The sequence below is a fragment of the Olsenella uli genome, assembly GCF_901212655.1.
GTDB lineage: Bacteria > Actinomycetota > Coriobacteriia > Coriobacteriales > Atopobiaceae > Parolsenella > Parolsenella uli_A.
In genome coordinates this window covers 76,700-98,457 of sequence record NZ_CAAKON010000020.1, presented here as the reverse complement: position 1 = coordinate 98,457, position 21,758 = coordinate 76,700, and the positions used below count along the sequence as shown (strand labels likewise).

Below are 21,758 nucleotides of genomic sequence, written 5' to 3'. Positions count from 1 at the left end.
CTACTCGACCTCCATCGTGACGGCCTCGCGCACCTTGGCGATGCGGGCCATGGCGTCCTTGAACTGGGCCGGCGTGAGTGCCTGGGCGCCGTCGGACCAGGCGTGGCTCGGGTCGTCGTGGACCTCGATCTCGAGGCAGTCGGCGCCGGCGGCCGTGGCGGCGAGGGCCATGGGGGTCACGTAGCGGGTGTAGCCGGTGGCGTGGCTCGGGTCGGCGCAGACGGGCAGGTGGGTGAGGCCGTGCAGCACCGGCACGGCATTCAGGTCGAAGGTGTTCCTCGTGCGGCGCTCGAAGCTGCGGATGCCGCGCTCGCAGACGATGACGTTGGGGTTGCCCTCCCTCATCACGTACTCGGCGGCCATGAGCAGCTCGTCGATGGTGCCGGCGATGCCTCGCTTGAGCAGGATGGGCACCTGGGTCTTGCCGACCTCCTTGAGCAGGGGGAAGTTCTGGGAGTTGCGGGCGCCGATCTGCCAGACCTCGATGTTGCGGTCGAGGAACTTCTGGACGTCCCTGGGGTCCATGATCTCGGTGACGATGGGCATGTCGAGCTCGTCGCCCGCCTCGCGCAGGAGGTCGAGCCCCTCCTCGCCCATGCCCTGGTAGCTGTAGGGGCTCGTGCGCGGCTTGTAGGCCCCGCCCCTCAGCATCGTGGCGCCCGCGGCCTTGACCTCGCGCGCGATGCGCAGGAGGTTCTCGCCCTCGACGGAGCAGGGGCCGGCGATGACCTGGAAGTGGCCGCCGCCCACGAGCACGCCGTGCCCGCAGTCGATGACCGTGTCGAGCGGGTGGAACTTGCGGTTGGCCTTCTTGAAGGGCTCCGAGACCCGCTGCACCCGGTCGATGATGTCCATGCTCTCGACGAGGAACGGGTCTATCTGGGTGGTGTCGCCCACGAGGCCGATGATGGTCTCGCCGGCTCCCCTCGAGATGTCGGCCGAGAGGCCCTTGGACTCGATCCAATCCACGAAGTGCGCTACCTGCTCCTTCGTGGCACTGTCCTTGACGACTGCGATCATGCGCTTCCCCCTTACGCCCCGGGCGCCTTAGTGTTGGTCATGCGATGGTACTACACGAGCCGAAAGCGCCTCGGCTCCCCGAGCGTATGAAAAAGGGTCCCTCGCGGGACCCCCATACGAAAACGGCCCCATATTCGGGGCCGGCTCAGGCGTTGGTGCTCTCTGTGGGATTCGAACCCGCGACCTTTCGCTCCGGAGGCGAACGCTCTATCCAGCTGAGCTAAGAGAGCAGCAAAATGAGAGTATAGGGCATGCGGGTAGCCTGCAGGCCGAGAATCTGGGTCACCCGTTGCGTACAATGGCGCGAGCACAGGCACGCTGGAGGGAAGGAAGGCCACATGGACACGGACCAGGTCGTTGCGCCCGAGGTAGTTGGGCTCTCCGCCGACGAGGTGGGCTCGCGTCTGGCGGACGGGCGCGCCAACACCCAGGCGGGACCCAAGACGAAGCCCGTGGGCCGGATCGTCGCCGAGCACACGCTCACGCTGTTCAACGGTGTGAACCTCGTGCTTGCCGGCCTCGTCGCGCTTACGGGCTCGTGGCGAAACCTCGCCTTCATCTGCGTGGTGCTGCTGAACCTTGGCATCGGTATCGTCCAGGAGGTGCGCGCCAAGCGAACGATCGACCGGCTCACGATCCTGGCCGAGCGCCCCGTCACCGTCAGGCGTGGCGGCACCGACATCGAGATTGCGCACGAGGGCGTTGTCGCCGACGACATCCTCGTACTCAGGCGCGGCGACCAGGTGCCGGCCGACGCCCGCGTGGTGTGGGGTGTGGCGGGCGTCAACGAGAGCCTGCTCACGGGGGAGAGCGAGCCCATAACCAAGTCGAAGGGCTCCGAGCTCATGAGCGGGAGCTTCCTCGACTCCGGCTGCGTGCTCGCCCGGGTGACGCGCGTGGGCGCGGACTCCTACGCCGCCCGCATCAACGCCGAGGCGAGGCACGCCAAGCGTGCGGTCTCCGAGATTATGCTCACGCTCTCCATGATCATCCGCTGGGCGACGTGGCTGCTCGCCCCCGTGGGAATCCTGCTATTCCTGAGGACTTTGGGAGACGGCCAGGGCAGCGCCCAGGCCATCCTCACCACGGTGGCGGCCCTCGTGGGCATGATTCCCCAGGGACTCGTGCTGCTCACCTCCACCGTGCTCGTCATATCCACCGCAAGGCTTGCGCGGCACCAGGTTTTGGTCCAGCAGTTCTACTGCATAGAGATGCTGGCCCGCGTGGACGTGCTGTGCCTGGACAAGACGGGCACCATCACCTCGGGCGCCATGGACTTCTCCGGTGCCCGCGCCCTCGCCGGCCATACCGAGGACGAGGTCGCGCTCGCCGCCGTGTCCGTCGCGGCGGCGAGCTCGGAGGACGCCAACGAGACCGCCTCTGCCATCCTCTCGTATGCGAGGGCGCGAGCAATCGTGCCGGCGCCGAGCGCGCGGGCCGTGCCGTTCTCGTCTGCGCGCAAGTATTCCGGATGCGTCACGCGTGACGGTCGCTCGCTCGTGCTGGGTGCCTCGCAGTTCGTACTGGGCGAGGGCGCGGCGGGCCTCGAGGGGATGCGTGCGGGCTTTGGGCCCCGTGCTCGCGTCCTCGTGGTTGCCGAGGCCGACGGCTTCGACGAGCAGGGGGCGATCGTGGGCGGCGTGCGGCCGCTCGGGCTGGTGTCGCTCTCGGACCATATCCGCTCCACGGCGCCGGAGACGATCGGCTTCTTCTGCGAGCAGGGAGTCACGGTCAACGTCATCTCCGGAGACGACGCGCGCACGGTCTCTGCCATAGCGAGGGAGGCGGGGGTGCCCGGGGCCGAGCGCTACGTAGACGCCACGACGCTCACGACGCCCGAGGCGCTGGAGCGCGCCGCGGGGGAGTATCACGTGTTCGGCCGCGTGACGCCCCAGCAGAAGCGCGAGCTCGTGCGCGCGCTCAAGGGCCGCGGCCACACCGTGGCCATGACGGGCGACGGCGTCAATGACGTCCTCGCCCTGCGCGAGGCGGACTGCTCGGTGGCCATGGCCTCTGGGTCGGACGCCGCGCGCAACGTCTCCGAGGTCGTGCTCGTGGACAACGACTTTTCGCGCATGCCCGAGGTGGTGGCCGAGGGCAGGCGCTCGATCAACAACCTGCAGCGCTCCGCCTCGCTCTTCCTCGTGAAGACGGTCTTCTCCGTCGTCCTCGCCATCCTGTGCGCCCTCGTGCCGCCCTATCCCTTCCAGCCCGTCCAGATGTCGCTCGTCTCCACGGCCATCATCGGGGTCCCCTCGTTCGTGCTGGCGCTCGAGCCCAACCGCGAGCGAGTCTCGGGGAGCTTCCTTGCCAACGTGCTCGCGCGCTCCCTGCCGGCCTCCGCCTCCATCGTGGTTGCGGTGGGGCTCGCGAGCCTTCTTCTCGAGCGTGCCGGCCTCGCGCGCATGGAGATATCCACCCTGTGCGTGCTGCTCACGAGTCTCGTGGGCTTCAACCTCATTCTGAGGATATCCACGCCCCTGACGCCGCTCAGGGCCGCCCTTGCCCTCGTGGTACTTGGCATCGTGGCATTTGGGTGCACGATTGCGGGGCCCTTCTTCGAGATCGCGCCCATGACGGGCCCCATGTGGGCATTCCTCGCGCTTTTTGGCGCGGGCGCGCTGCTGGTGTTTAATCTTCTCTACGACAGATTCGTGGGCGCCGCTCAGCACGACGGCCCCTTCCTCCGCCTGCTCGAGCGCGCGGAGGAGCATAACGGGAGGCGATCGGAAGTATGACGACGTTTGCGGGCGATTGGGGCCGGCTGTGAGGTGCCCCGTCTGCGGCACGCTCGTGGCAGACGGCCTCACGGTGTGCCCCGCGTGTCACGCCGACCTTTCGGCCACGCGCGTGATGCCCAGGCTCAAGGGCACGTGGTGCCCCTCGTGCGGAGCGCTCTGCCCGCCGGGCTCCGCGAGCTGCCCCAAATGCGGCATGCCCCTTGCCGCCGAGGCTGCCGAGCCCGAGGAGCGCAAGGCGCCGCTCCATGAGGACGCCGAGGAGCTGAGGCTCGAGCGCGAGCGCACCACGACGCTGCCGCGCATCGAGAGCGCCATTCCGTCCGAGCCGGACCCCTCGGTCGAGGGGCCCTACGGGCGCGAGCGGCTGCCCCATACGCGCGTGTTCGTCGTGGCTGCCGTGGCGTCGCTGCTCATCGTGGGTGGCGCCACCCTCGCCATCACCCACCCGTGGGACCCCTCGCTGCTGGACCCGCGGGCAACCACGCCGGCGGACACCTCGCAGGCGGGTTTTCCCGGCACGGTGTCGAGGCTCCAGGGCCAGGACTCCGGCGACGTGGACGCGAGCTCGGTGGCCTCGGCCGACGAGCTGACCTTCAACGCGATGACGGACGCCTATGACCAGCTCGCCAAGATCTCCGAGCACGCAGATTCCAGCGCCGAGAAGCTCTCGGACGTGGGCACCTCCGGCACGGCCGATGAGCGCAAGAGCGGCTACGAGGACGCCAAGCAGCTCGCGCTCGACGCCAGCAACCTCGTGAGGGCGATCGACGCCATCGACGTCTCGACCACCGGAACCTATACGGACCAGCGAGACCACCTGAACGTTCTGGCGAACTGGCTCAGGAATCGCAGCGACGCCATCAGCAAGGCCTGGAGCCTGTCTGCCGGCAGCTCCGACCCCGAGCGCGACGCGAGCAAGATCGTGGCGCCCCTCAAGGGCCAGAGCGTCAATGACACCGAGTCCTACGCGGCCCTTTTCGCCAAGAACTACGACGCGTGGAGGCCCCAGCAGCGTTGATGGGGCCTCCACGGCGGCCCATACGAATGCCGAATGTGTGAAAGGTTGCCTGTGCTGCTAGAATTGCACGGATAGATTGATTAAGCCCTGCGGCCGCGTGCGGCCCGGGACAGCCGATGGAGGTTACATGCCTGGATTCCTCGATCCCCTCTACACGCCCGAGTACACCCCCGCCGGTGACGAGGTTGCCGTCATCGAGACGCCCAAGGGCGTCATTCGCGTGCGCCTCGACGCCGAGGGCGCTCCCATCCACGTTGCCAACTTCTGCGAGCTGGCTGGCTCGGGCTTCTACGACGGCCTGAAGTTTCATCGCTTCGTCCCCGGCTTCGTGATCCAGGGCGGGTGCCCCAACACGCGCGACATGACGTCTGACGAGGTGGCCGCCGGCCGCCCCGGGCCCGACGGCATGCCTGGTACTGGCGGCCCCGGCTACCGCATCAAGCACGAGTACGACGTGAACCCCAACAACAGCCACGAGGACGGCGCCCTCGCCATGGCGCGCTCGCAGCACCCGGATTCTGCCGGCTCGCAGTTCTACCTCTGCCTTGGATCGCAGCACGGCCTCGACCGCGACTACACGGTCTTCGGGCAGACCATCGAGGGCAAAGACGTCATCGGCAAGCTCCGCGCCGGCGACGAGATCGTCTCCATCCGCATCGAGCACGAGGCCCGCTAGGCACCTCGCGGCAGGGAGGAATCATCGTGAACACTCAAGCGTTCTCCACCGCGCGTGCCGCTTACCAGCGCGGCGACTGGGCTGGTGCCGTCTCGGCCCTCAACCAGGCCAAGGCCCCTGGCGAGCTGTGGGGCGAGGTTGACCACCTGCGCGGCAACGCGCTCATGAAGCTCGGCCTGTATGCCGATGCCGCCGAGGCCTATGGGCTGGCGCTCTCCGACGCCGGCTACGCCCAGACCCACCTGGGCGCACTCAACTGCAACCGCGGCCGCGCCCTCGTGGCGGCCGGCAGCCTCGACGCGGCCGTGGGCTGCTTCGAGGCTGCGGTGGCAGACGCCACCTACCCCACGCCCTACAAGGCCTACCTCGCGCTCGGCAACCTCTACTCCCGCCGCGGCATGGCACGCGAGGCCGGCGTCGCCTGGCGCAACGCCGCGATCGACGAGGCAAACCCGGACCCGTCCTCGGCCCTCGTTAAGTTGGGCGGCTGCTTCATGCAGCTCGGTCGTCCCGTCGACGCCGTAGAGGCCTACCGCACCGCGCTCGACTTCTCGACCGATGGCTCCCAGGACCCTATCTACGGCGAGCTCGGTCAGGCCTACATGGCGTCCAACCGCGTCTCCGAGGCCGTCGACGCCTTCACGAAGGCCACTGCCGATGGCACGTATACGCTGACGCCCGAGCAGTCGGCCTCCCTCGTCGCGGCCCAGAAGGCCATGGCGGCCCTCTCCGCGGGTGGACCCTCCGAGACTGACCAGCTCCTTGCGGGCGCCGGCTACGGCGACGGCGCCGCCCAGCAGCCTCAGGCTCCGGCGGCTCCCGAGTCGTCCTCGGCCCTGGACCCGCTCGACCCGATGGGCAAGACGGGCGACTTCATGCCCTCCCCGGAGGACACGGGCTTCTTCTCCGTCACGGAGGAGGACCTCATGAAGGCCGACAAGCACGACCGCAAGATGCGTCGCAAGCACTCGGGCAAGGGCAAGAAGTTCCTGGTCTTCATTCTCCTCCTGCTCGTGATCGTCGCCGGTGTGGGCGGCTTCGCCTACTACAAGGGGTATGGCTGGCCCACCCAGGAGGCTGTCGTGAGCGACATGTTCTCTGCTGGCGCCGCTGGCAACGACGTGTCCTCGTTCCTTGCGGGCGGTGTGGATGACGACACGAAGTCCCAGATCCAGGCAATCATGCCGAAGGGTGCCTCCGTCACCGTCTCTGGCGTGGACCGCACCACCGCGTCCTCCGAGGCCCTCGTCTCCGCGAGGCTTGCCTCCGGCGGCACGCAGGACTACAAGGTCGCCCTCGTGCGCGACGGTGTGGGCTGGAAGGTCACGAGCGTGGAGCTGAGCTTCGCTTCCCAGGGCGGCTCGGGCTCCAGCACCACGACGACCACCGGCACCGCCTTCACGGGCTCCGCCGCCACCACCGCGGCCGCAACCAAGTAGCCTCGCGGTCTGCACTATCTGATTTAGGTTTGAGCTATCGAGGCGCGGGGTACGATCCCGTGCCATGAGGAACGGATGCCATGTCGATTTTCGACTCCATATTCGGTGAGTACGGCGGCGACCTTGCCATCGACCTCGGCACGGCCAACACGCTCGTGTCCGTGCGCGGCGAGGGCATCGTCATCAACGAGCCCTCCGTCGTCGCCATCGACAAGAACGAGGAGCGCGTGCTGGCCGTTGGCGCCGACGCCAAGCGCATGGTGGGCCGCACTCCCGGCTCCATCACGGCAATTCGCCCTCTGAAGGACGGCGTCATCTCCGACTTCGACGTGACCGAGGTCATGCTTCGCTACTTCATCGAGAAGGCGTCGAAGCGCCGCTATCCCTGGAGCCCACGCCCGCGCGTCGTCGTGTGCGTGCCCTCCGGCGTTACCTCGGTCGAGAAGCGAGCGGTCTTCGAGGCCACGATCTCCGCCGGCGCCCGACAGGCATTCCTCATCGAGGAGCCCATGGCAGCCGCCATCGGCGCCAACCTGCCGATTGAGGACCCTACGGGCTCGATGGTCGTCGACATCGGCGGCGGCACCACCGAGGTGGCCGTCATCGCCATGGGCGGCATCGTCGTGTCGCAGTCCATCCGCACCGCTGGAGACGAGTTCGACCAGGTCATCCTCGAGCACGTCCGCGATGCCTACAACCTGTCCATCGGCGAGCGCACGGCCGAGGACATCAAGATCAAGGTTGGCTCCGCCGCCCCGCTCAAGGAGGAGCTTGACGTCGAGGTCAACGGCCGCGACGTCATCAACGGTCTCCCCAAGACCGTTCGCATCGAGAGCGAGGAGATCAGGCGCGCCCTGAACTCGCCGCTTGACCAGGTTACCAAGGCCGTGAAGGATGCCCTGGACGTCACCCCGCCCGACCTCGCGAGCGACCTCATGTACTACGGCATCATGCTGACGGGAGGCGGCGGCCTGCTTCGCGGCCTCGACCAGCGTCTGCGCGAGGAGACGGGCGTGCCGGTGAACGTGAGCCCGAGCGCCCTCGAGAACGTCGTGTACGGTTGCGCGAAGGTCCTCGAGGCCAACGCCCTTTCCGGCGGCTTCGTCCAGAGCTCTGGCAAGTAGGGGAGCCCGATGGCGAAGCGCTTCGCAACCCCCAAACAATCCATGGGGCGCGGGTCTGCTGCGGCAGTCCCGCGCTCGCTCGTTGTGCTGTGCGTCCTTTCGCTCGTCCTCGTTGTCGTCGGTTATCGCGAGGGCGACTCGGGCGTGCTGCATGGGGCGCGTGGCGTGGTGCAGACGCTGACCTCGCCCGTGCGTGCGGTCGGGTCCTTCGTGTCCGCTCCCGTTCAGGGCCTTGGCAACATATTCGGCAACCTCACGGCCGACTCCGAGACCCTGTCAGACCTCAAGGCGGAGAACGAGAGCCTCAAGGCCCAGGTGGCACAGCTCTCCGAGTCCCAGCACGACCTGGACACGCTCTCGAGCCTGCTCGAGGTGCGCAATCGCTACAGCCTCACGTCCACCGGGGCCACCGTCATCGGCCAGTCGACGACCTCCTGGAGCTCCACCATCACCATCGACAAGGGCGAGGGCTCGGGGCTTGCCATCGGCATGCCGGTCATGACGTCCACGGGTGTCATCGGGCAGATCAGCGATACCTCCGCCGCGCAGTCCACGGTGCGCCTCATCTCGGACGAGAGCTCGGGCGTCTCGGCCATGGTGCAGTCCAGCCGCGCCCAGGGACAGCTCGTGGGCGCGCCCGATGGCACGCTCAGGCTCACCCTCGTGAGGTGCGACCAGCAGGTCTCCATCGGTGACCTCGTGATTACGAGCGGGCTCGGCGGCGTCTATCCGAAGGGGCTTCCCATCGGTACCGTCACAAACGTGTCCAAGACCTCGGGGGCCCTGTACTACGACATCACGGTCGAGCCTCTGGCAGACTCGCAGAACCTTGAGGAGGTTCTCGTCATCACGTCGGTGAGCGATGGCCAGCAGGCAACCACCGAGGACGCCCAGGCCGCCGACAGCCAGGACATGACGACGGCCTCGAAGGCAGATGCCTCGGCCGCGGCGACAACGCGGGACGCGTCTTCGGAAGACGGGTCCTCGGACCAGGCAACTACTAGCACGAGCGACGGGGAAGGAGCATAGATGATCGTCAACGACCAGGCGTCGAGCCGCAGGATCTCGGCCGTCCTTGCCGTCGTGCTCGCGGTGCTGCAGCTCGCGCTCGTTCCCAACGTGGGCATCCTGGGCGGCAGGGCCAACCTCGCGCTCGTGCTTGCGGCCTGCGCCTGCCTTGGCGGGGAGGTGCGCAGCGCGCCCGTCATCGGATTTCTCTCGGGCCTCTTCTATGACATGACCGGCACGGGCCCCATCGGGCTCATGGCGCTTCTGCTCACGCTGCTTGCCTGGGCCTATGCTGCTACGGGCCGCACGCGCGTGGCCGACGACGTGCCGGCGGCGCTTGCCATCTTCGCCCCCTCCGCAGTGGGCGTGGGCGTGGTGTACGCGCTCATCCTGCTGGCGACGGGTCAGGCGTCCTCCTTCGTGGATGTGGTGTTCCTGCGCGCCGTACCCGGGGCCGCGCTCGACTGTCTGGCGTTCTGGATCGTGGGCACTCTGCTCTCCCGGATGCCGGGTGCCTCGTCCTCGGGCCTCTCGCTTGGCGGGGGCAAGAAGCGCTCCGGCCACTACGACATGAAGGGCCTGTAGGCTCATGTCGCTCGGCACCATCATCCTCATAGTGTTCGTCGTCCTGCTCGCGGCCGTGGCCGCGGCCGTGGTGCTTGCCGTACGTGGCGGCACCTCGAGCCTGCGCTTCGACATCGGCGGTCAGGCGCCACGTGCTGCCGGCGGCAATGACACCTCCTCGGAGACCACCTTCAAGAGCCGGTTCGTTGGGCTTGGCGTGTTCTCCGGCACCGTCATCGGCGCCCTTTTCGTGAAGCTCCTGAGCATGCAGGTTGTCTCGAGCGAGGACTATGCCAGGCAGGCCGAGTCCAATCGCACGAGGACCGTCTCGACCGTGGCGCCGCGCGGGCGCATCCTCGATCGCAACGGCGTGGAGCTCGTGGCGAACCGCCCGAGCCTCACCGTCACCGCCAAGTCCGACGTGGTGAACGACGACGTCGAGGTTACGCTGCTTGCGGCCCTGCTCGGCATGCCCAAGATAGCCTGTCGCCGCAAGATCCAGGACTCCACCGAGGGCGCCCAGAGCGCCCGCACGGTGGCTGTGGACGCGCACCGTACCACGGTGGCCTTCATCCAGGAGCACGCCGACTTCTTCCCCGGCGTCACCGTCGAGCAGCGCACGCAGCGGTCCTACCCGCAGGGGGAGGTCGCCTGCCACCTGCTTGGCTACACCGGCACCGTCACGCAGGACCAGATCGACGCCTCCGCGCAGAACGCAAACGGCCTCTCCTACGAGAGCGGCGACACGACGGGCCAGGCGGGCGTCGAGTACCAGTACGAGGGCGTGCTGCAGGGCGTGCGCGGCGAGCAGACGGTCTACGTCGACGCAAACGGCGACGTCCTCAGCTACTCGACCTCGGTTCCGGCCGAGAGCGGATCCGACATCCTGCTCACGATCGACGTCAACACCCAGAAGGCGGCCGAGCAGGCCCTCGCCGACGGCATCAAGCGCGCCGTGAAGGCCGGAAGCAAGGACTGCAACTCCGGCGCGGCCATCGTCGTGGACGCCACGAACGGCGAGGTCCTCGCGATGGCGAGCGCGCCGTCGTTTCGGCCCGAGCTCTTCGTGGGCGGCATCTCCCAGGACGACTGGGACACGCTCTCGAGCGACGCTGCCGGAAACCCCCTCATGAACCGCGCCGTCTCGGGCCAGTTCGTGGCTGCCTCCACCATCAAGCCGCTCACCACCTTCGCGGCCATGGACCATGGCATCGCCAACGCCTCGAGCGGCTTCGACTGCCAGGGCTGGTGGACGGGCTTTGGCTCCTCGTACGGCAAGTGGTGCTGGAAGCACTCGGGCCATGGCCCCATCGACCTCAGGAATGGCATCGTCTACTCGTGCGACGTCGTGTTCTACGAGATAGCGAAGGGGTTCTACAACTCTGACACCAAAGACGGGATGCAGGAGACCTTCCACAAGTGGGGCCTGGGCTCGCAGACGGGCATCGACCTGCCCGGCGAGGCCGCCGGGCGCGTGCCCGACGCCGAGTGGAAATGGAACTACTTCAGCAGCTACTCGGACGCGGACCGTCAGTGGCAGGGCGGCGACTACACCAACATCGCCATCGGCCAAGGCGACATTCTCGTGACGCCCCTGCAGATGTGCTGCGCTTACATGGGCATCGGCAACCGCGGCACCATGTGGCGCCCGCACGTGCTCAAGAGCGTCAAGGGCCGCGGTGGTGACGGCTCGGTCATCGACTTCAAGCCCGAGCAGTACCTCGCGCCCGATGAGGCGAGCGAGAACTACGACCTCGTGCACTCCGGCCTGGAGGGCGTGATCTACGAGGAGAGCGCCTCCATGACGGCCCACTTCACCAACCTGTCCATGCGGGTTGCGGGAAAGACCGGTACCGGCGAGCACGGCAATGACGAGCCGACTGCGTGGTTCTGCGCCTATGTGCCGGCCGACAACCCCAAGTACGCGATCTGCGCCGTCATCGACAAGGGCGGCTATGGCTCCACCTCGGCCATGTACGTGGTCCGAGACATCATCGGGGCGCTCTACAACGAGCCGGACACCGCCACGACGTCGGTCTCCGACGGCACGAGATAGGAGGGGAGCCATGGCTCAGAACACGGCGGGCGGCGTCGGCTTCGGCGCCGTCGTGTCATCGCTCTTCGGTGGCGATGCGGGCAAGCGGCCGGGGTCTGCCCACGCGCGCGTGCCCGGGCGCGGGGGCTTTCTGCGCGAGCTCTACTGGCCGGCCCTGCTGCCCGCCATCCTGCTCGTGGCCTATGGCCTGCTCGTGGTCTGGAGCGCGTCGCTCACCAACGCGAACGCCTCGCTGCCCAAGCAGTCCATCGGCGCGGTCCTCGGACTCGTGGGCGCCGTCCTCATCTGGCGCTACGACTACCGCAACCTGCAGAACCTCTCCACGTGGCTGCTTGTCCTGGACGTCGTGCTCATGCTTTCGCCGCACATCCCGGGGCTTGCCTACAACGCCAACGGCATGACGGGTTGGGTCAAGCTCGGCCCCCTGCAGTTCCAGCCCTCGGAGGTCGGCAAGCTCGTGACCATCTTCCTGATGGCCTCGCTCACGGCGCAGTTCAACGGCCGCGTGAAGGAGTTCCGAGACTACGCGAAGCTCTGCGCCACCCTGCTGGTGCCGTTCGTGGCGATCATGACCCAGCCAGACCTCGGCACGGGCCTCATCCTGCTCGTCATTGGCGCCTCGATCATCATCTGCGGTGGCGCGCGGAGGGATTGGGTGCTCATCACGGTGGCGCTCATCATCCTCGGGGCGGCGCTCATCGTGTTCTGCTCGACGAACTTCGGCTTCCCGCTCAAGCAGTATCAGATGAACCGTCTGCTCGTGTTCGTGGATGCCACGGCAGACCCCGACGTGGGCTACCAGCTCCAGCAGTCGAAGATCGCGGTTGGCTCTGGCGGCCTGCTCGGCAAGGGCATCGGTGCCGCCACCCAGGCAACGGGCGGCTTTCTGCCGGAGAGCCACACGGACTTCGTCTTCGCCACCCTGGCCGAGGAGTTCGGCTTCGCCGGGGCGGTCCTGCTCCTGGCCCTCTATGCCTGGTTGATCTTCTCAACGCTTTCGCTCGCGATGCGCCTCGAGGCGCCCTTTGCCAAGCTCGTGCTTGCGGGCGTCGTGGCCATGTGGAGCTATCAGCTGCTCCAAAACGTGGGCATGTGCATCGGCATCATGCCCATCACGGGCATCCCCTTGCCCTTCGTCAGCTACGGCGCCACGTCGATGGTCATCCAGGTGGCTTCGGTGGGAATAGTACAGTCCGTGTATCACCACAGGCCTCGGTCTGCGTAGGAAGGGAGCGCATGGCTGGCATCAACAACATCCCCTTCGCCAAGGTGGGCGAGTTCATCGGCGGGGCTCGTGAGGGCCAGCGCCGGCGCCGCGAGTGCGTGCGGGTGGCGGTAGAGCTCGAGGACGGCGCCCCTCGCGAGCTCGCCCTCGCGCTCAAGGGCGCCCTCATGCCCGAGACGGCCTCGGGACTCGTTCACGTCGGGGCGATACGGGCTGGCGTGGCCGTCCGCGTGAACCCCGACGCCGACGTTGCCGTGATCGTCGCCGCCGGCCCCTCGGGCCCCGGCGCCTCCGTGGCGCGTGCCTTCCGTCGTGCCGGCGTGCCCTGCGTCATCGTCGTGGAGTCGAGCCTGGACGCCCCAGGGGGCGAGGGGCTCGAGGGCACGGCCCTCGTCTCGGCCGCGAGCACGGACGCCCTGCTCGCCAAGCTCGCCTCCTGGATGGCCGACGCCTGCGGCAGGGACATCGCGCTCGCCGCGAACTTCCCGTTCTGCCGCCGCGCCGTGGCCGAGCGGTGCGTTCGCGAGCGGAGCGCCCAGAACGCCGTCGTGGGTCTCGTGCCCCTCGGCTCGGGGGCCGACCTTCCGATCATGGCGGCCAACCAGGCCCTCATGGCGCTCGATGTCTCTGGGGCCTATGGGCGCGGCGCCGATGCGGAGCGTCTGGGCGAGGCGGCCGTGGTACTCGCACTCGCGCTGTCCTCGCGCTCGCTCGCGCGAAGGCTCTGCGCCGTGCTTCCCGGCCTTTGCCTCCTGATCAAGGCGGGCATCGCCTACGGCGGCACCTACTGTCTCGGCGAGGCGCTCGTCTTGAGGCTCGAGCTTGCCGAGCGCCTTGGCCATGGGGCGGCATCCGTGGAAAACCCATCAAGGAGCAGCAGTTTGCCGTTGACGAACGCTAAAGCGTGACGTACCATTTCCAGCTGTTGCACTAACCACAGCACTGAAGGGCTCTCACATGTACGCAATCATCACGACTGGCGGCAAGCAGTACAAGGTTGCCAAGGGCGACGTCCTCGACGTCGAGAAGCTCGATGCGCAGCCTGGCGACGAGGTCAAGCTCGACGTTCTTCTGCTCAACGACGGCAAGCAGGTCGTTGTCGATGCCGCGTCCCTGGCCGACAAGAAGGTCACCGCCAAGGTCATCGACCAGCACAAGGGCGAGAAGCAGCTCGTCTTCAAGTTCCAGAAGCGTAAGCGCTATCGCCGTACTAAGGGTCACCGTCAGAACCTGACGCGCCTTGAGGTTGCGGACGTGCCGGCCCTCTCCGGTTCTGCCGCCACCACGGCTTCTGCCGAGTAACTCGTCACACACAGCGTAACTTTAGATAGGCAGGTACCATCATGGCACACAAGAAGGGCCAGGCTAGCTCTCGTAACGGTCGTGACTCCGCGGCACAGCGCCTTGGCACGAAGATCTTCGGCGGCCAGTCCGTCAAGACTGGTCAGATTATCGTTCGCCAGCGCGGCACGCACATCACGCCGGGCGAGAACGTCGGTCGTGGCAAGGACGACACCCTGTTCGCCCTCGCTGACGGTACGGTCGAGTTCGTGAAGGGTGCCAAGCACCGCGTTCACGTTCGTCCGGCGCAGGAGGCCTAGGGCTTCCCGCACCCATCAGGGATTTTGCAGGACCCTCGGCTCTCAGCTAGCCGAGGGTCTTTTCTTATAGGTCGGGAGCAGGCTTGCCCGCTGCCGCAAAACCTCATGGATAAGGAGCACCACATGTCTCAGTTCACCGACGTGTCGCGCATCAACGTCAAGGGTGGCGACGGCGGGGCGGGCTGCATGTCGTTCAGGCGCGAGGCCTTCGTGCCCAAGGGTGGGCCCGACGGCGGTGACGGCGGCCGCGGTGGCAACGTCATCCTCGAGTGCGACCCGCAGCTCTCCTCGCTCATCGACTATCGCTTCAAGCATCATTTCCGCGCCGAGCGTGGCACGCATGGTCAGGGCGCGCGCAGGCATGGCCGCGACGGCCAGGACCTCGTTCTCAAGGTTCCCTGCGGCACCGTGGTGAGCGAACTCGACCCCGACACCATGAAGCCCCTCTACCAGGTCGCCGACCTCACGAGACCGGGGGAGCGCGTCATCGTGGGCCCCGGCGGCACGGGCGGCAGAGGCAACATCCACTTTGTGACCTCCGTGCGCAGGGCGCCCGCCTTTGCCGAGAAGGGCGAGCCCGCCTTCGAGCACTGGATCGAGCTCGAGATGAAGCTCATGGCCGACGCCGCCCTCGTGGGCATGCCGAGCGTGGGCAAGAGCTCTCTCATCGCGCGCATGAGCGCCGCGCGCCCCAAGATTGCCGACTACCCGTTCACGACCCTCGTCCCCAACCTCGGCGTGGTGCGCGCCGGCAACGTCGGCTCGTTCGTCGCGGCAGATGTCCCGGGCCTCATCGAAGGCGCGAGCGAGGGCAAGGGCCTTGGCCACGAGTTCCTCCGTCACATCGAGCGCACGGCTCTCATCATGCACGTCGTCGACCTCACGGGCGGCTATGAGGGCCGCGACCCCATCGAGGACTACGTGACCATCAATCGCGAGCTTGCGGCCTACGCGCCCGAGCTTGCGGTGCGTCCCCAGGTGGTCGTTGCCAACAAGTGCGACATGCCCGGGACGTCCGAGGCCCTGGCCAGACTCAGGGAGCGCGCTGCCGCCGACGGGCACCAGTTCTTCGCGGTGTCTGCCGTCACGGGCGTCGGCATCGACTCGCTCGAGGTGGCCTGCGCCCGCCTCGTGGCGCAGCTGCGCAGCGAGCGCGAACTCGACGAGGGCCCGGTGCGAGACGAGCTGTGGGAGCAGCGCCGCCAGCGCAGGGAGAACGCCATCAGGGTGGAGAACCTTGGCGGCGGCGTGTGGCGCGCGCACGGCACGGTCATCGAACGCATGGTCATCAAAACGGACTGGGAGAACGAGGAGGCCGTGGCCTACCTCCAGCACCGCTTCGACCGCATGGGTCTCGACTCGGCGCTTGCCAAGGCCGGCTGCAAGACGGGCGACGAGGTGCGCATCCTCGGCTATGCCCTTGAGTACCAGGGCGAGGACGCCCGGGACGAGTTCTCCGAGCTTCCCGACGAGGACGAGCCCGTCTTCGAGGACGACGCCGACGACGAGGTGCTTACGGTGGCAGACATCGCCCAGGACGCCGGCATCGACCTCGCGCCCGAAGAGTCCGAGGCGGCCTCCGGCGATGCGGGGGCAGAGGGACCCGATGCCGAGGGTTTGTCTGACGAGGGCGGCGAGGCGTAGGATGGGTCGTCTCATCGTTGCCAAGGTTGGCTCGTCGACGCTCATGGATGAGGCCGGCGAGCTCGACGTGGCCTTCGTCCGTTCGCTTTGCGCGCAGATTTGCGAGCTCAGACGACGTGGGGACAGGGTCGTCCTCGTCTCGAGCGGCGCCGCCGCGGTGGGCAGGTCGCTGCTCGGGCTCACCGAGCGCCCGAGTGACATCCCCACGCTTCAGGCCTGCGCCGCCGCTGGCCAGACCACCCTTATCGAGCGCTATGCCGAGGTGCTGGCCGAGGACGGCGCCGCCTGCGGGCAGGTCTTGCTCACGAGGGGCGACGTCGTTGACCGCACGGGCTACCTCAACGCGCGCAACACCTTCGAGCGCCTTCTCGACCTTGGCGTGGTACCCATCGTGAACGAGAACGACACGGTGAGCGTGCGCGAGTTCTCCTTTGGCGACAATGACATGCTGGGCGCCATCGTGGCCTCGCTCATCGATGCCGACCTCTATGTCATCCTCTCTGACATCGATGGCCTGTACACGGCAAACCCCGACAGCGACCCCTCGGCCCATCTCATCGAGCGCGTCGAGCGTGTGGACACCGACATCGTTGCCATGGCGGGTGGCGCCGGCAGTTCCTTTGGCACCGGCGGCATGGCCACGAAGGTGCGCGCCGCCCGTGCCATGATCGCGGCCGGCATCCCCATGGTCATCTGTCGCGGCAGGGGCGACCACGCCCTCGTGAACGCGGCTGACGGCAAGGGCCGCCACACGCTCTTCGAGGGTCCCGAGGGTTCTGGCCACGAGCAGGCGCGCAAGCTCTGGATCGGACTCGCGGGCCTTTCGCGCGGCTCTGTGACGGTTGACGCGGGCGCCGCTCGCGCCCTGCTCAAGGGAGGTGCCTCCCTGCTGCCGGTGGGTGTCACGCACGTCGAGGGAGACTTCGACGAGGGGGACACCGTGAGCGTTCTCGACCGGGACGGCAGGCTCCTCGCTCGCGGCATCTCGCGCTACTCGAGCGACGAGCTGTGGAAGGTCCACGGACTCAGACTCGACGTCATAGCGCGCTTCATGCCAGACCGCGCCGACTGCCCGGCCATTCATCGCGACGAGCTGCTCGTCTTCTAGCTACACTGTCCCCAAAGGGGGCCCACGGAAGGGGAAGACATGTCGGAGGCACTGGTCAAGGCGCGGGCCGCGAAGGCGGCCTCCGTCGTGCTCGCGCAGGCGAGCGCGCATGACAGGAGCGAGGCCATCCTGGCCGCCGCGGACGCGGCCGACGCCAGGAGGGCGCACATCATCGCGGCCAACGCCTGCGACATGGAGCGCGCGAGGGCCAACGGCATGCCTGTGCCCTTGCTCGACAGGTTGATGCTCGATGACGCACGCATCGACGGCATCATCTCCGGCATGCGCGAGGTTGCCGCGCAGAACGACCCGATCGGCGAGGTGGTGGGAGGGCGCACGCTCGAGTCCGGCGTGCGCCTCACGACCATCCGCGTGCCCCTCGGTGTTGTGGCCATGGTCTACGAGGCGCGCCCCAACGTGACCGCCGACGCCATCTGCCTGGCACTCCGCTCGGGCAACGCGGTTGTGTTGCGGGGCGGCTCGGCGGCGCATGACTCTTGCGTGGCCCTGGCCGAGGCGTGCCGGCAGGGGATTGCCCAGGCGGGCCTTCCCGCGGATTGCGCGACGCTCATCGAGAGCCAGGACAGGGCGGAGACGTCAGAGCTCATGCGCGCCAACGGCCTTGTGGACGTCCTCATCCCCAGGGGCGGCCACTCCCTGATCCGCGCCTGCGTCGAGCAGGCCACGGTTCCGGTCATCCAGACCGGCGAGGGCAACTGCCACGTGTACGTGCACGCGAGCGCCGACCAGGCCATGGCCGTTCGCATCATCGAGAACGCGAAGACGCAGCGCCCCGGCGTGTGCAACGCCATCGAGACGGTGCTCGTGGACTCCCAGATCGCCGACGAGTTCCTCCCCGTGCTCGTGAGCGCCTGCGCCTCCTGGGGCGTTACGGTCCACGGGGACGAGGCTGCCGTCAGGGCCGCCGAGGCCAAGGGCCTTGCGAGCGGCGAGGACTACGTGGCCGCCACCGAGCAGGATTGGGCGTGCGAGTACGGCTCGCTTGACCTGGCCGTGAAGGTGGTCGACGGCGTCGACGAGGCCATTGACCACGTGAACCGCTACACCACGCACCACTCGGAGTGCATCGTCGCCTCAGACGTATTCGCCGCCGACGAGTTCCTGGCGCGCGTGGACGCCGCGGCGGTCTATGTGAACGCCAGCACGCGCTTCACCGACGGCGGGATGTTCGGCCTCGGCGCCGAGATAGGCATCTCCACGCAGAAGCTGCATGCCAGGGGCCCCATGGGCGCCTCGGCGCTCACCACCACCAAGTGCCTGCTGCGCGGCACCGGCCAGGTTCGCGCATGAGCGTAAGCGAGGCCGTCGCCAACACGGGGCGGGCCCGGGGTCGCGAGCTCGTCCGCGACCTTCCGCCGCTTGGGGCAGATCCAAACAGAACCTATCGCCTGGGCATCATGGGCGGTACCTTCGACCCCATCCACAACGGGCACCTCGTGGCGGCCGAGCAGGCGGCGGTCGACCTCGGGCTCGACGTCGTCGTGTTCGTTCCCGCCGGAAGCCCGGCCTTCAAGCAGGACCGGCGCATCACCTCGCCTGAGGACCGCTATGACATGGCCCTGCTCGCCACGGCCGACAACCCGCGTTTCCTCGTGAGCCGCATCGAGGTCGACCGCGTGGGCATCACCTACACCGTCGACACGCTCGAGCTACTGCGCAGGCACTATCCCGCAAACGTCGAGCTCTACTTCATCACGGGCGCGGACGCCATCATCGACATCCTCACCTGGCGCGACGCCGGCAGGATCGCCAAGCTGGCTCGGCTCGTGGGGGCCACGCGACCGGGGTACGACCTCGAGCGCGCCCGGTCTCGCATCGTCGCGAGCGGCATCGATTTCCAGGTCACCTACCTCGAGGTTCCGGCCCTGGCAATCTCTTCGAGCGACCTCAGGGGGCGCGTGGCCGCGGGGCAGTCGCTGCGCTACCTCACGCCAGACGCGGTGGTGGGCTTCGTCGAGAAGCGCGGACTCTATGAGGGCGCGCGGGCTTCCTACGTGGCGCCTGACGCCCTGGGCCTCCTGGGAGGCATGGGAAGGGAAGCGTTGCTATGAGCCAGTTCTGCTCGAACATACCCCAGGTGTGGGACGAGGGGGTTCCGGCGTGGATGCCGGACTCCCCGGCGCCCTACACCGAGGCGGAGGCGGCGCGCATCGCCGGCTACGAGCTCGACCTCTCGGTGCAGCTTCAGGGCAAGCCCAAGCGCCTGCTGCACTCGCTCTCCGTGGGCCTCACGGCAGAGCGCCTGGCGGCGCTCTACGGCGTTGACCCCTACCTCGCGCGCATCGCAGGCATCCTGCACGACTGGTCCAAGGCGCTACCCCGCGAGCAGACGATTGGGCGCGCGAGAGAGCTTGGCATCGAGCTCGGGGCGGACCTCGAGCTCGTCGAGCCGCTTCTGCACGGCATGATAGCGGCGCGCGAGCTCCCGAGTCGCTATCCGGAGGTCGACCCCGCCGTGTGGCAGGCCATCGACCGGCACACGCTCGGCAATGCCCATATGAGCCCGCTTGACATGGTGGTCTTCGTTGCCGACGGCATCGAGCCGAGGCGCAAGCCCGCCCCCGCCATCGTGCGGCAGCGCAACCTCGTGGGCACATCCGCGCTTGGGGAGCTGTTCCTCACGAGCTTCTCCGACGGCATCACCTATGTGATAGACACGAGGCGCTACCTCTATCCGGGGACGCTCGCCATCTACAACGAAATCGTGCTCGCTCGCAAGGGGCGTGCGGGCAAGGAGGCCTGATGACAGACAACGCCGCGACGGCTCGGAACGACGGCATGGCAAAGACCGGGCAAGAGCAAGAGTCGCGCGGGCGCTCGCTTGCCCTCGCCTGCGCCCATGCGGCCGATGCGAAGAAGGCCACGGACGTGCTCGTTTTTGACCTTGCGGGACTCTCTGACGTGTGCGACGCCATCGTCGTCTGCACGGGTGCCAACCCGCGCCTGATCGACTCCGTCGTCGACGAGGTCGAGGAGCGAGTCCGGGGCCAGTTTGGCTTGAGCCCACTGTCCGTCGAGGGTCGCGACGACTGCCGCTGGGTGCTCGTGGACTACGGAGCGGTTGTCCTGCACGCCTTCTCTCCCGAGGGGCGCGAGTTCTATCGGCTCGAGCGCCTGTGGGGCGATGCCCCCCGCGTCGATGCTGGGCTCGAGCTTTCCTAGCTGTCCCTCGTCTGCCGCCCTTTTTTTTGAGCTGCCCGCCCGTCTGCGCTTCGCGACGGGGGGCAGCTTCGTGCTACGCGTCCTCCTTGTGCTGGGGTGCCGTGTTGGTGGTCGATCCCCTGAGCTTGATGTCCCTGCCATAGGAGACGGCCCCGTCCCCAAATCGGTCGAGGACCTCGTCCGTGGCCCGATGGAGCCGGCGCAGCGCCTCGATGCGTCGCTCGTCCGCGGGGTCGGCAAAGAGGTCGAGCTGTCGCGGGAGTGCCGGCTCGAAGTCGGACACCCCCACGCCGATGAGCCTCACGGGCGTTCCCGGGTGCCAGATCTTGCCGAGCAGACTCTGGGCCATGGGTCCGAACACGGCCTCGTCGTCGGTTGGCTCCTCGAGCCTCCCCTGCGCGCTCCTCGAGGTCTGGAAGTCCGTCTTGACGCGCACGGTGACCGTGACCCCGCTGAGCCCCTTTCTCCTGAGCCTCCTGCCCACCATGGTGCCCACGGCGTCGAGGGCGGCGCGCACCTCGGCCTCCTGGCTGAGGTCCTTGGCAAACGTTCGCTCGTTGGAGACCGACTTCGGGGCGCCCTGGGCGGCGCGGACGCCTATGGGGGCGCGCTCGACGCCGGCGGCTCGGGCCTTGAGGGCGGGTCCCACCTGCCCGAGTGCGCCCGCGAGCTTGGCCTCGTCGGCGCGGCCAAGCTGACCCAGGGTCTTGATGCCCAACCGCAGGAGCCTCGCCTCGGTTGCGGCGCCCACGCCGCTCATGGCCCGAACGGGCAAGGGGGCCAGAAAGCTCGTCTCGGTCCCCGGCATCACCACGGTGATGCCTCGCGGCTTCTCGGCCTCGGAGGCAATCTTTGCCACGGTCTTGCATACCCCGAGGCCGATCGAGCAGGTGATGCCGAGCCTCGCGACGCGGCCCTGGACGCGCCGGCAGATGTCGATGGGGCTCTCGCGCGAGAAGCGGCCGGGCGTGACGTCAAAGAACGCCTCGTCGATGGAGACCTGCTCCACGCGAGGCGTCTCGTCTGTGAGTATGTCCATGACCTGCGAGCTCAGCTGCCGGTAGCGGTCGAAGTGTCCATGGGTCCAGATGGCGTTAGGGCACAGGCGCTTAGCCTGGGCGGCGGGCATGGCGGATCGGACCCCATAGCGCCGCGCCTCGTAGGACGCCGTAGAGACGACGCCCCTGCGGTCGGCGTCGCCGCCCACGATTACGGGCTTGCCGCGCCACTCGGGGTTGTCGAGCTGCTCGACGCTCGCGAAGAACGCGTCAAGGTCGAGCAGGCCGATCGCTGGGCCCTCCCACGGGGTCTGGCCCCCGGGCCCCGTGGTCCCTCCAAGCCCGCCGGTCAT

20 protein-coding genes and 1 tRNA gene are annotated in these 21,758 nt (G+C 67.9%); 18 read left to right on the top strand and 3 right to left on the bottom strand.

Annotated elements, in window-relative coordinates; all coding sequences use genetic code 11:
• Together aroF and EFAMC2_RS03050 are read right to left on the bottom strand one after the other, a co-directional pair.
• Positions 1-1,020 (bottom strand): 3-deoxy-7-phosphoheptulonate synthase, encoded by a 1,020-nt coding sequence (gene aroF / locus EFAMC2_RS03055; protein ID WP_154026861.1) that lies wholly within the window; start codon positions 1,018-1,020, stop codon positions 1-3.
• A 153-nt stretch (positions 1,021-1,173) separates the two neighbouring features.
• Positions 1,174-1,250: transfer RNA gene (locus EFAMC2_RS03050), tRNA-Arg, on the bottom strand.
• Between the two features lie 108 nt (positions 1,251-1,358).
• On the opposite strand from EFAMC2_RS03050, the gene EFAMC2_RS03045 reads away from it, so the two are divergent.
• The 18 genes from EFAMC2_RS03045 to rsfS all read left to right on the top strand — a co-directional run bounded on the left by EFAMC2_RS03045 (position 1,359) and on the right by rsfS (position 20,407).
• On the top strand, positions 1,359-3,758 hold the full coding sequence (locus EFAMC2_RS03045; RefSeq protein WP_154026859.1) for an HAD-IC family P-type ATPase: 2,400 nt from the start codon (positions 1,359-1,361) through the stop codon (positions 3,756-3,758).
• Between the two features lie 28 nt (positions 3,759-3,786).
• Positions 3,787-4,779 (top strand): zinc ribbon domain-containing protein, encoded by a 993-nt coding sequence (locus EFAMC2_RS03040; protein ID WP_187325112.1) that lies wholly within the window; start codon positions 3,787-3,789, stop codon positions 4,777-4,779.
• Positions 4,780-4,906: 127 nt separating this feature from the next.
• Positions 4,907-5,455, top strand: coding sequence for a peptidylprolyl isomerase (locus EFAMC2_RS03035; RefSeq protein ID WP_154026855.1), 549 nt, complete (start codon positions 4,907-4,909; stop codon positions 5,453-5,455).
• A 26-nt stretch (positions 5,456-5,481) separates the two neighbouring features.
• The gene (locus EFAMC2_RS03030) at positions 5,482-6,894 is read left to right on the top strand and encodes a tetratricopeptide repeat protein (protein WP_154026853.1); all 1,413 of its coding nucleotides are present in this window, start codon (positions 5,482-5,484) and stop codon (positions 6,892-6,894) included.
• Positions 6,895-6,974: 80 nt separating this feature from the next.
• The gene (locus EFAMC2_RS03025; protein WP_154026851.1) at positions 6,975-8,018 is read left to right on the top strand and encodes a rod shape-determining protein; all 1,044 of its coding nucleotides are present in this window, start codon (positions 6,975-6,977) and stop codon (positions 8,016-8,018) included.
• A gap of 9 nt (positions 8,019-8,027) precedes the next feature.
• Positions 8,028-9,047 carry a rod shape-determining protein MreC gene (gene mreC / locus EFAMC2_RS03020; RefSeq protein ID WP_261980019.1) on the top strand — a complete coding sequence of 340 codons (1,020 nt, stop codon included), beginning with the start codon at positions 8,028-8,030 and terminating at the stop codon, positions 9,045-9,047.
• Positions 9,048-9,611 (top strand): rod shape-determining protein MreD, encoded by a 564-nt coding sequence (gene mreD, locus EFAMC2_RS03015; RefSeq protein WP_154026849.1) that lies wholly within the window; start codon positions 9,048-9,050, stop codon positions 9,609-9,611.
• A 4-nt stretch (positions 9,612-9,615) separates the two neighbouring features.
• Positions 9,616-11,646: a penicillin-binding protein 2 gene (mrdA, locus tag EFAMC2_RS03010; protein WP_154026847.1), complete on the top strand. Its 2,031-nt coding sequence runs from the start codon at positions 9,616-9,618 to the stop codon at positions 11,644-11,646.
• Between the two features lie 10 nt (positions 11,647-11,656).
• The gene (locus EFAMC2_RS03005) at positions 11,657-12,871 is read left to right on the top strand and encodes an FtsW/RodA/SpoVE family cell cycle protein (RefSeq protein ID WP_154026845.1); all 1,215 of its coding nucleotides are present in this window, start codon (positions 11,657-11,659) and stop codon (positions 12,869-12,871) included.
• Positions 12,872-12,882: 11 nt separating this feature from the next.
• Positions 12,883-13,779, top strand: coding sequence for a hypothetical protein (locus EFAMC2_RS03000; RefSeq protein WP_154026843.1), 897 nt, complete (start codon positions 12,883-12,885; stop codon positions 13,777-13,779).
• Between the two features lie 49 nt (positions 13,780-13,828).
• On the top strand, positions 13,829-14,173 hold the full coding sequence (gene rplU / locus EFAMC2_RS02995; protein WP_154026841.1) for a 50S ribosomal protein L21: 345 nt from the start codon (positions 13,829-13,831) through the stop codon (positions 14,171-14,173).
• A gap of 41 nt (positions 14,174-14,214) precedes the next feature.
• Positions 14,215-14,472, top strand: coding sequence for a 50S ribosomal protein L27 (gene rpmA / locus EFAMC2_RS02990; RefSeq protein WP_154026839.1), 258 nt, complete (start codon positions 14,215-14,217; stop codon positions 14,470-14,472).
• A 123-nt stretch (positions 14,473-14,595) separates the two neighbouring features.
• Positions 14,596-16,116: a GTPase ObgE gene (gene obgE / locus EFAMC2_RS02985; protein ID WP_154026837.1), complete on the top strand. Its 1,521-nt coding sequence runs from the start codon at positions 14,596-14,598 to the stop codon at positions 16,114-16,116.
• 1 nt (position 16,117) lies between these two features.
• Positions 16,118-17,224, top strand: coding sequence for a glutamate 5-kinase (gene proB, locus EFAMC2_RS02980; RefSeq protein WP_154026835.1), 1,107 nt, complete (start codon positions 16,118-16,120; stop codon positions 17,222-17,224).
• A 39-nt stretch (positions 17,225-17,263) separates the two neighbouring features.
• Positions 17,264-18,535, top strand: a complete 1,272-nt coding sequence (locus tag EFAMC2_RS02975) for a glutamate-5-semialdehyde dehydrogenase (protein ID WP_154026833.1) — start codon at positions 17,264-17,266, stop codon at positions 18,533-18,535.
• Positions 18,532-19,296 (top strand): nicotinate-nucleotide adenylyltransferase, encoded by a 765-nt coding sequence (nadD, locus tag EFAMC2_RS02970; protein WP_154026831.1) that lies wholly within the window; start codon positions 18,532-18,534, stop codon positions 19,294-19,296. Before EFAMC2_RS02975 ends, nadD begins: the two co-directional genes overlap by 4 nt.
• Positions 19,293-19,988 (top strand): bis(5'-nucleosyl)-tetraphosphatase (symmetrical) YqeK, encoded by a 696-nt coding sequence (gene yqeK / locus EFAMC2_RS02965; RefSeq protein WP_261980014.1) that lies wholly within the window; start codon positions 19,293-19,295, stop codon positions 19,986-19,988. Before nadD ends, yqeK begins: the two co-directional genes overlap by 4 nt.
• Entirely contained in the window at positions 19,988-20,407 is a 420-nt protein-coding gene (gene rsfS, locus EFAMC2_RS02960) for a ribosome silencing factor (RefSeq protein WP_261980013.1), read from the top strand. Before yqeK ends, rsfS begins: the two co-directional genes overlap by 1 nt.
• 73 nt (positions 20,408-20,480) lie before the next feature.
• Here the strand turns inward: rsfS and dinB are convergent, their stop codons facing one another.
• A complete protein-coding gene (gene dinB / locus EFAMC2_RS02955) occupies positions 20,481-21,758 on the bottom strand; it encodes a DNA polymerase IV (RefSeq protein ID WP_154026830.1) in 1,278 nt (425 codons plus the stop codon).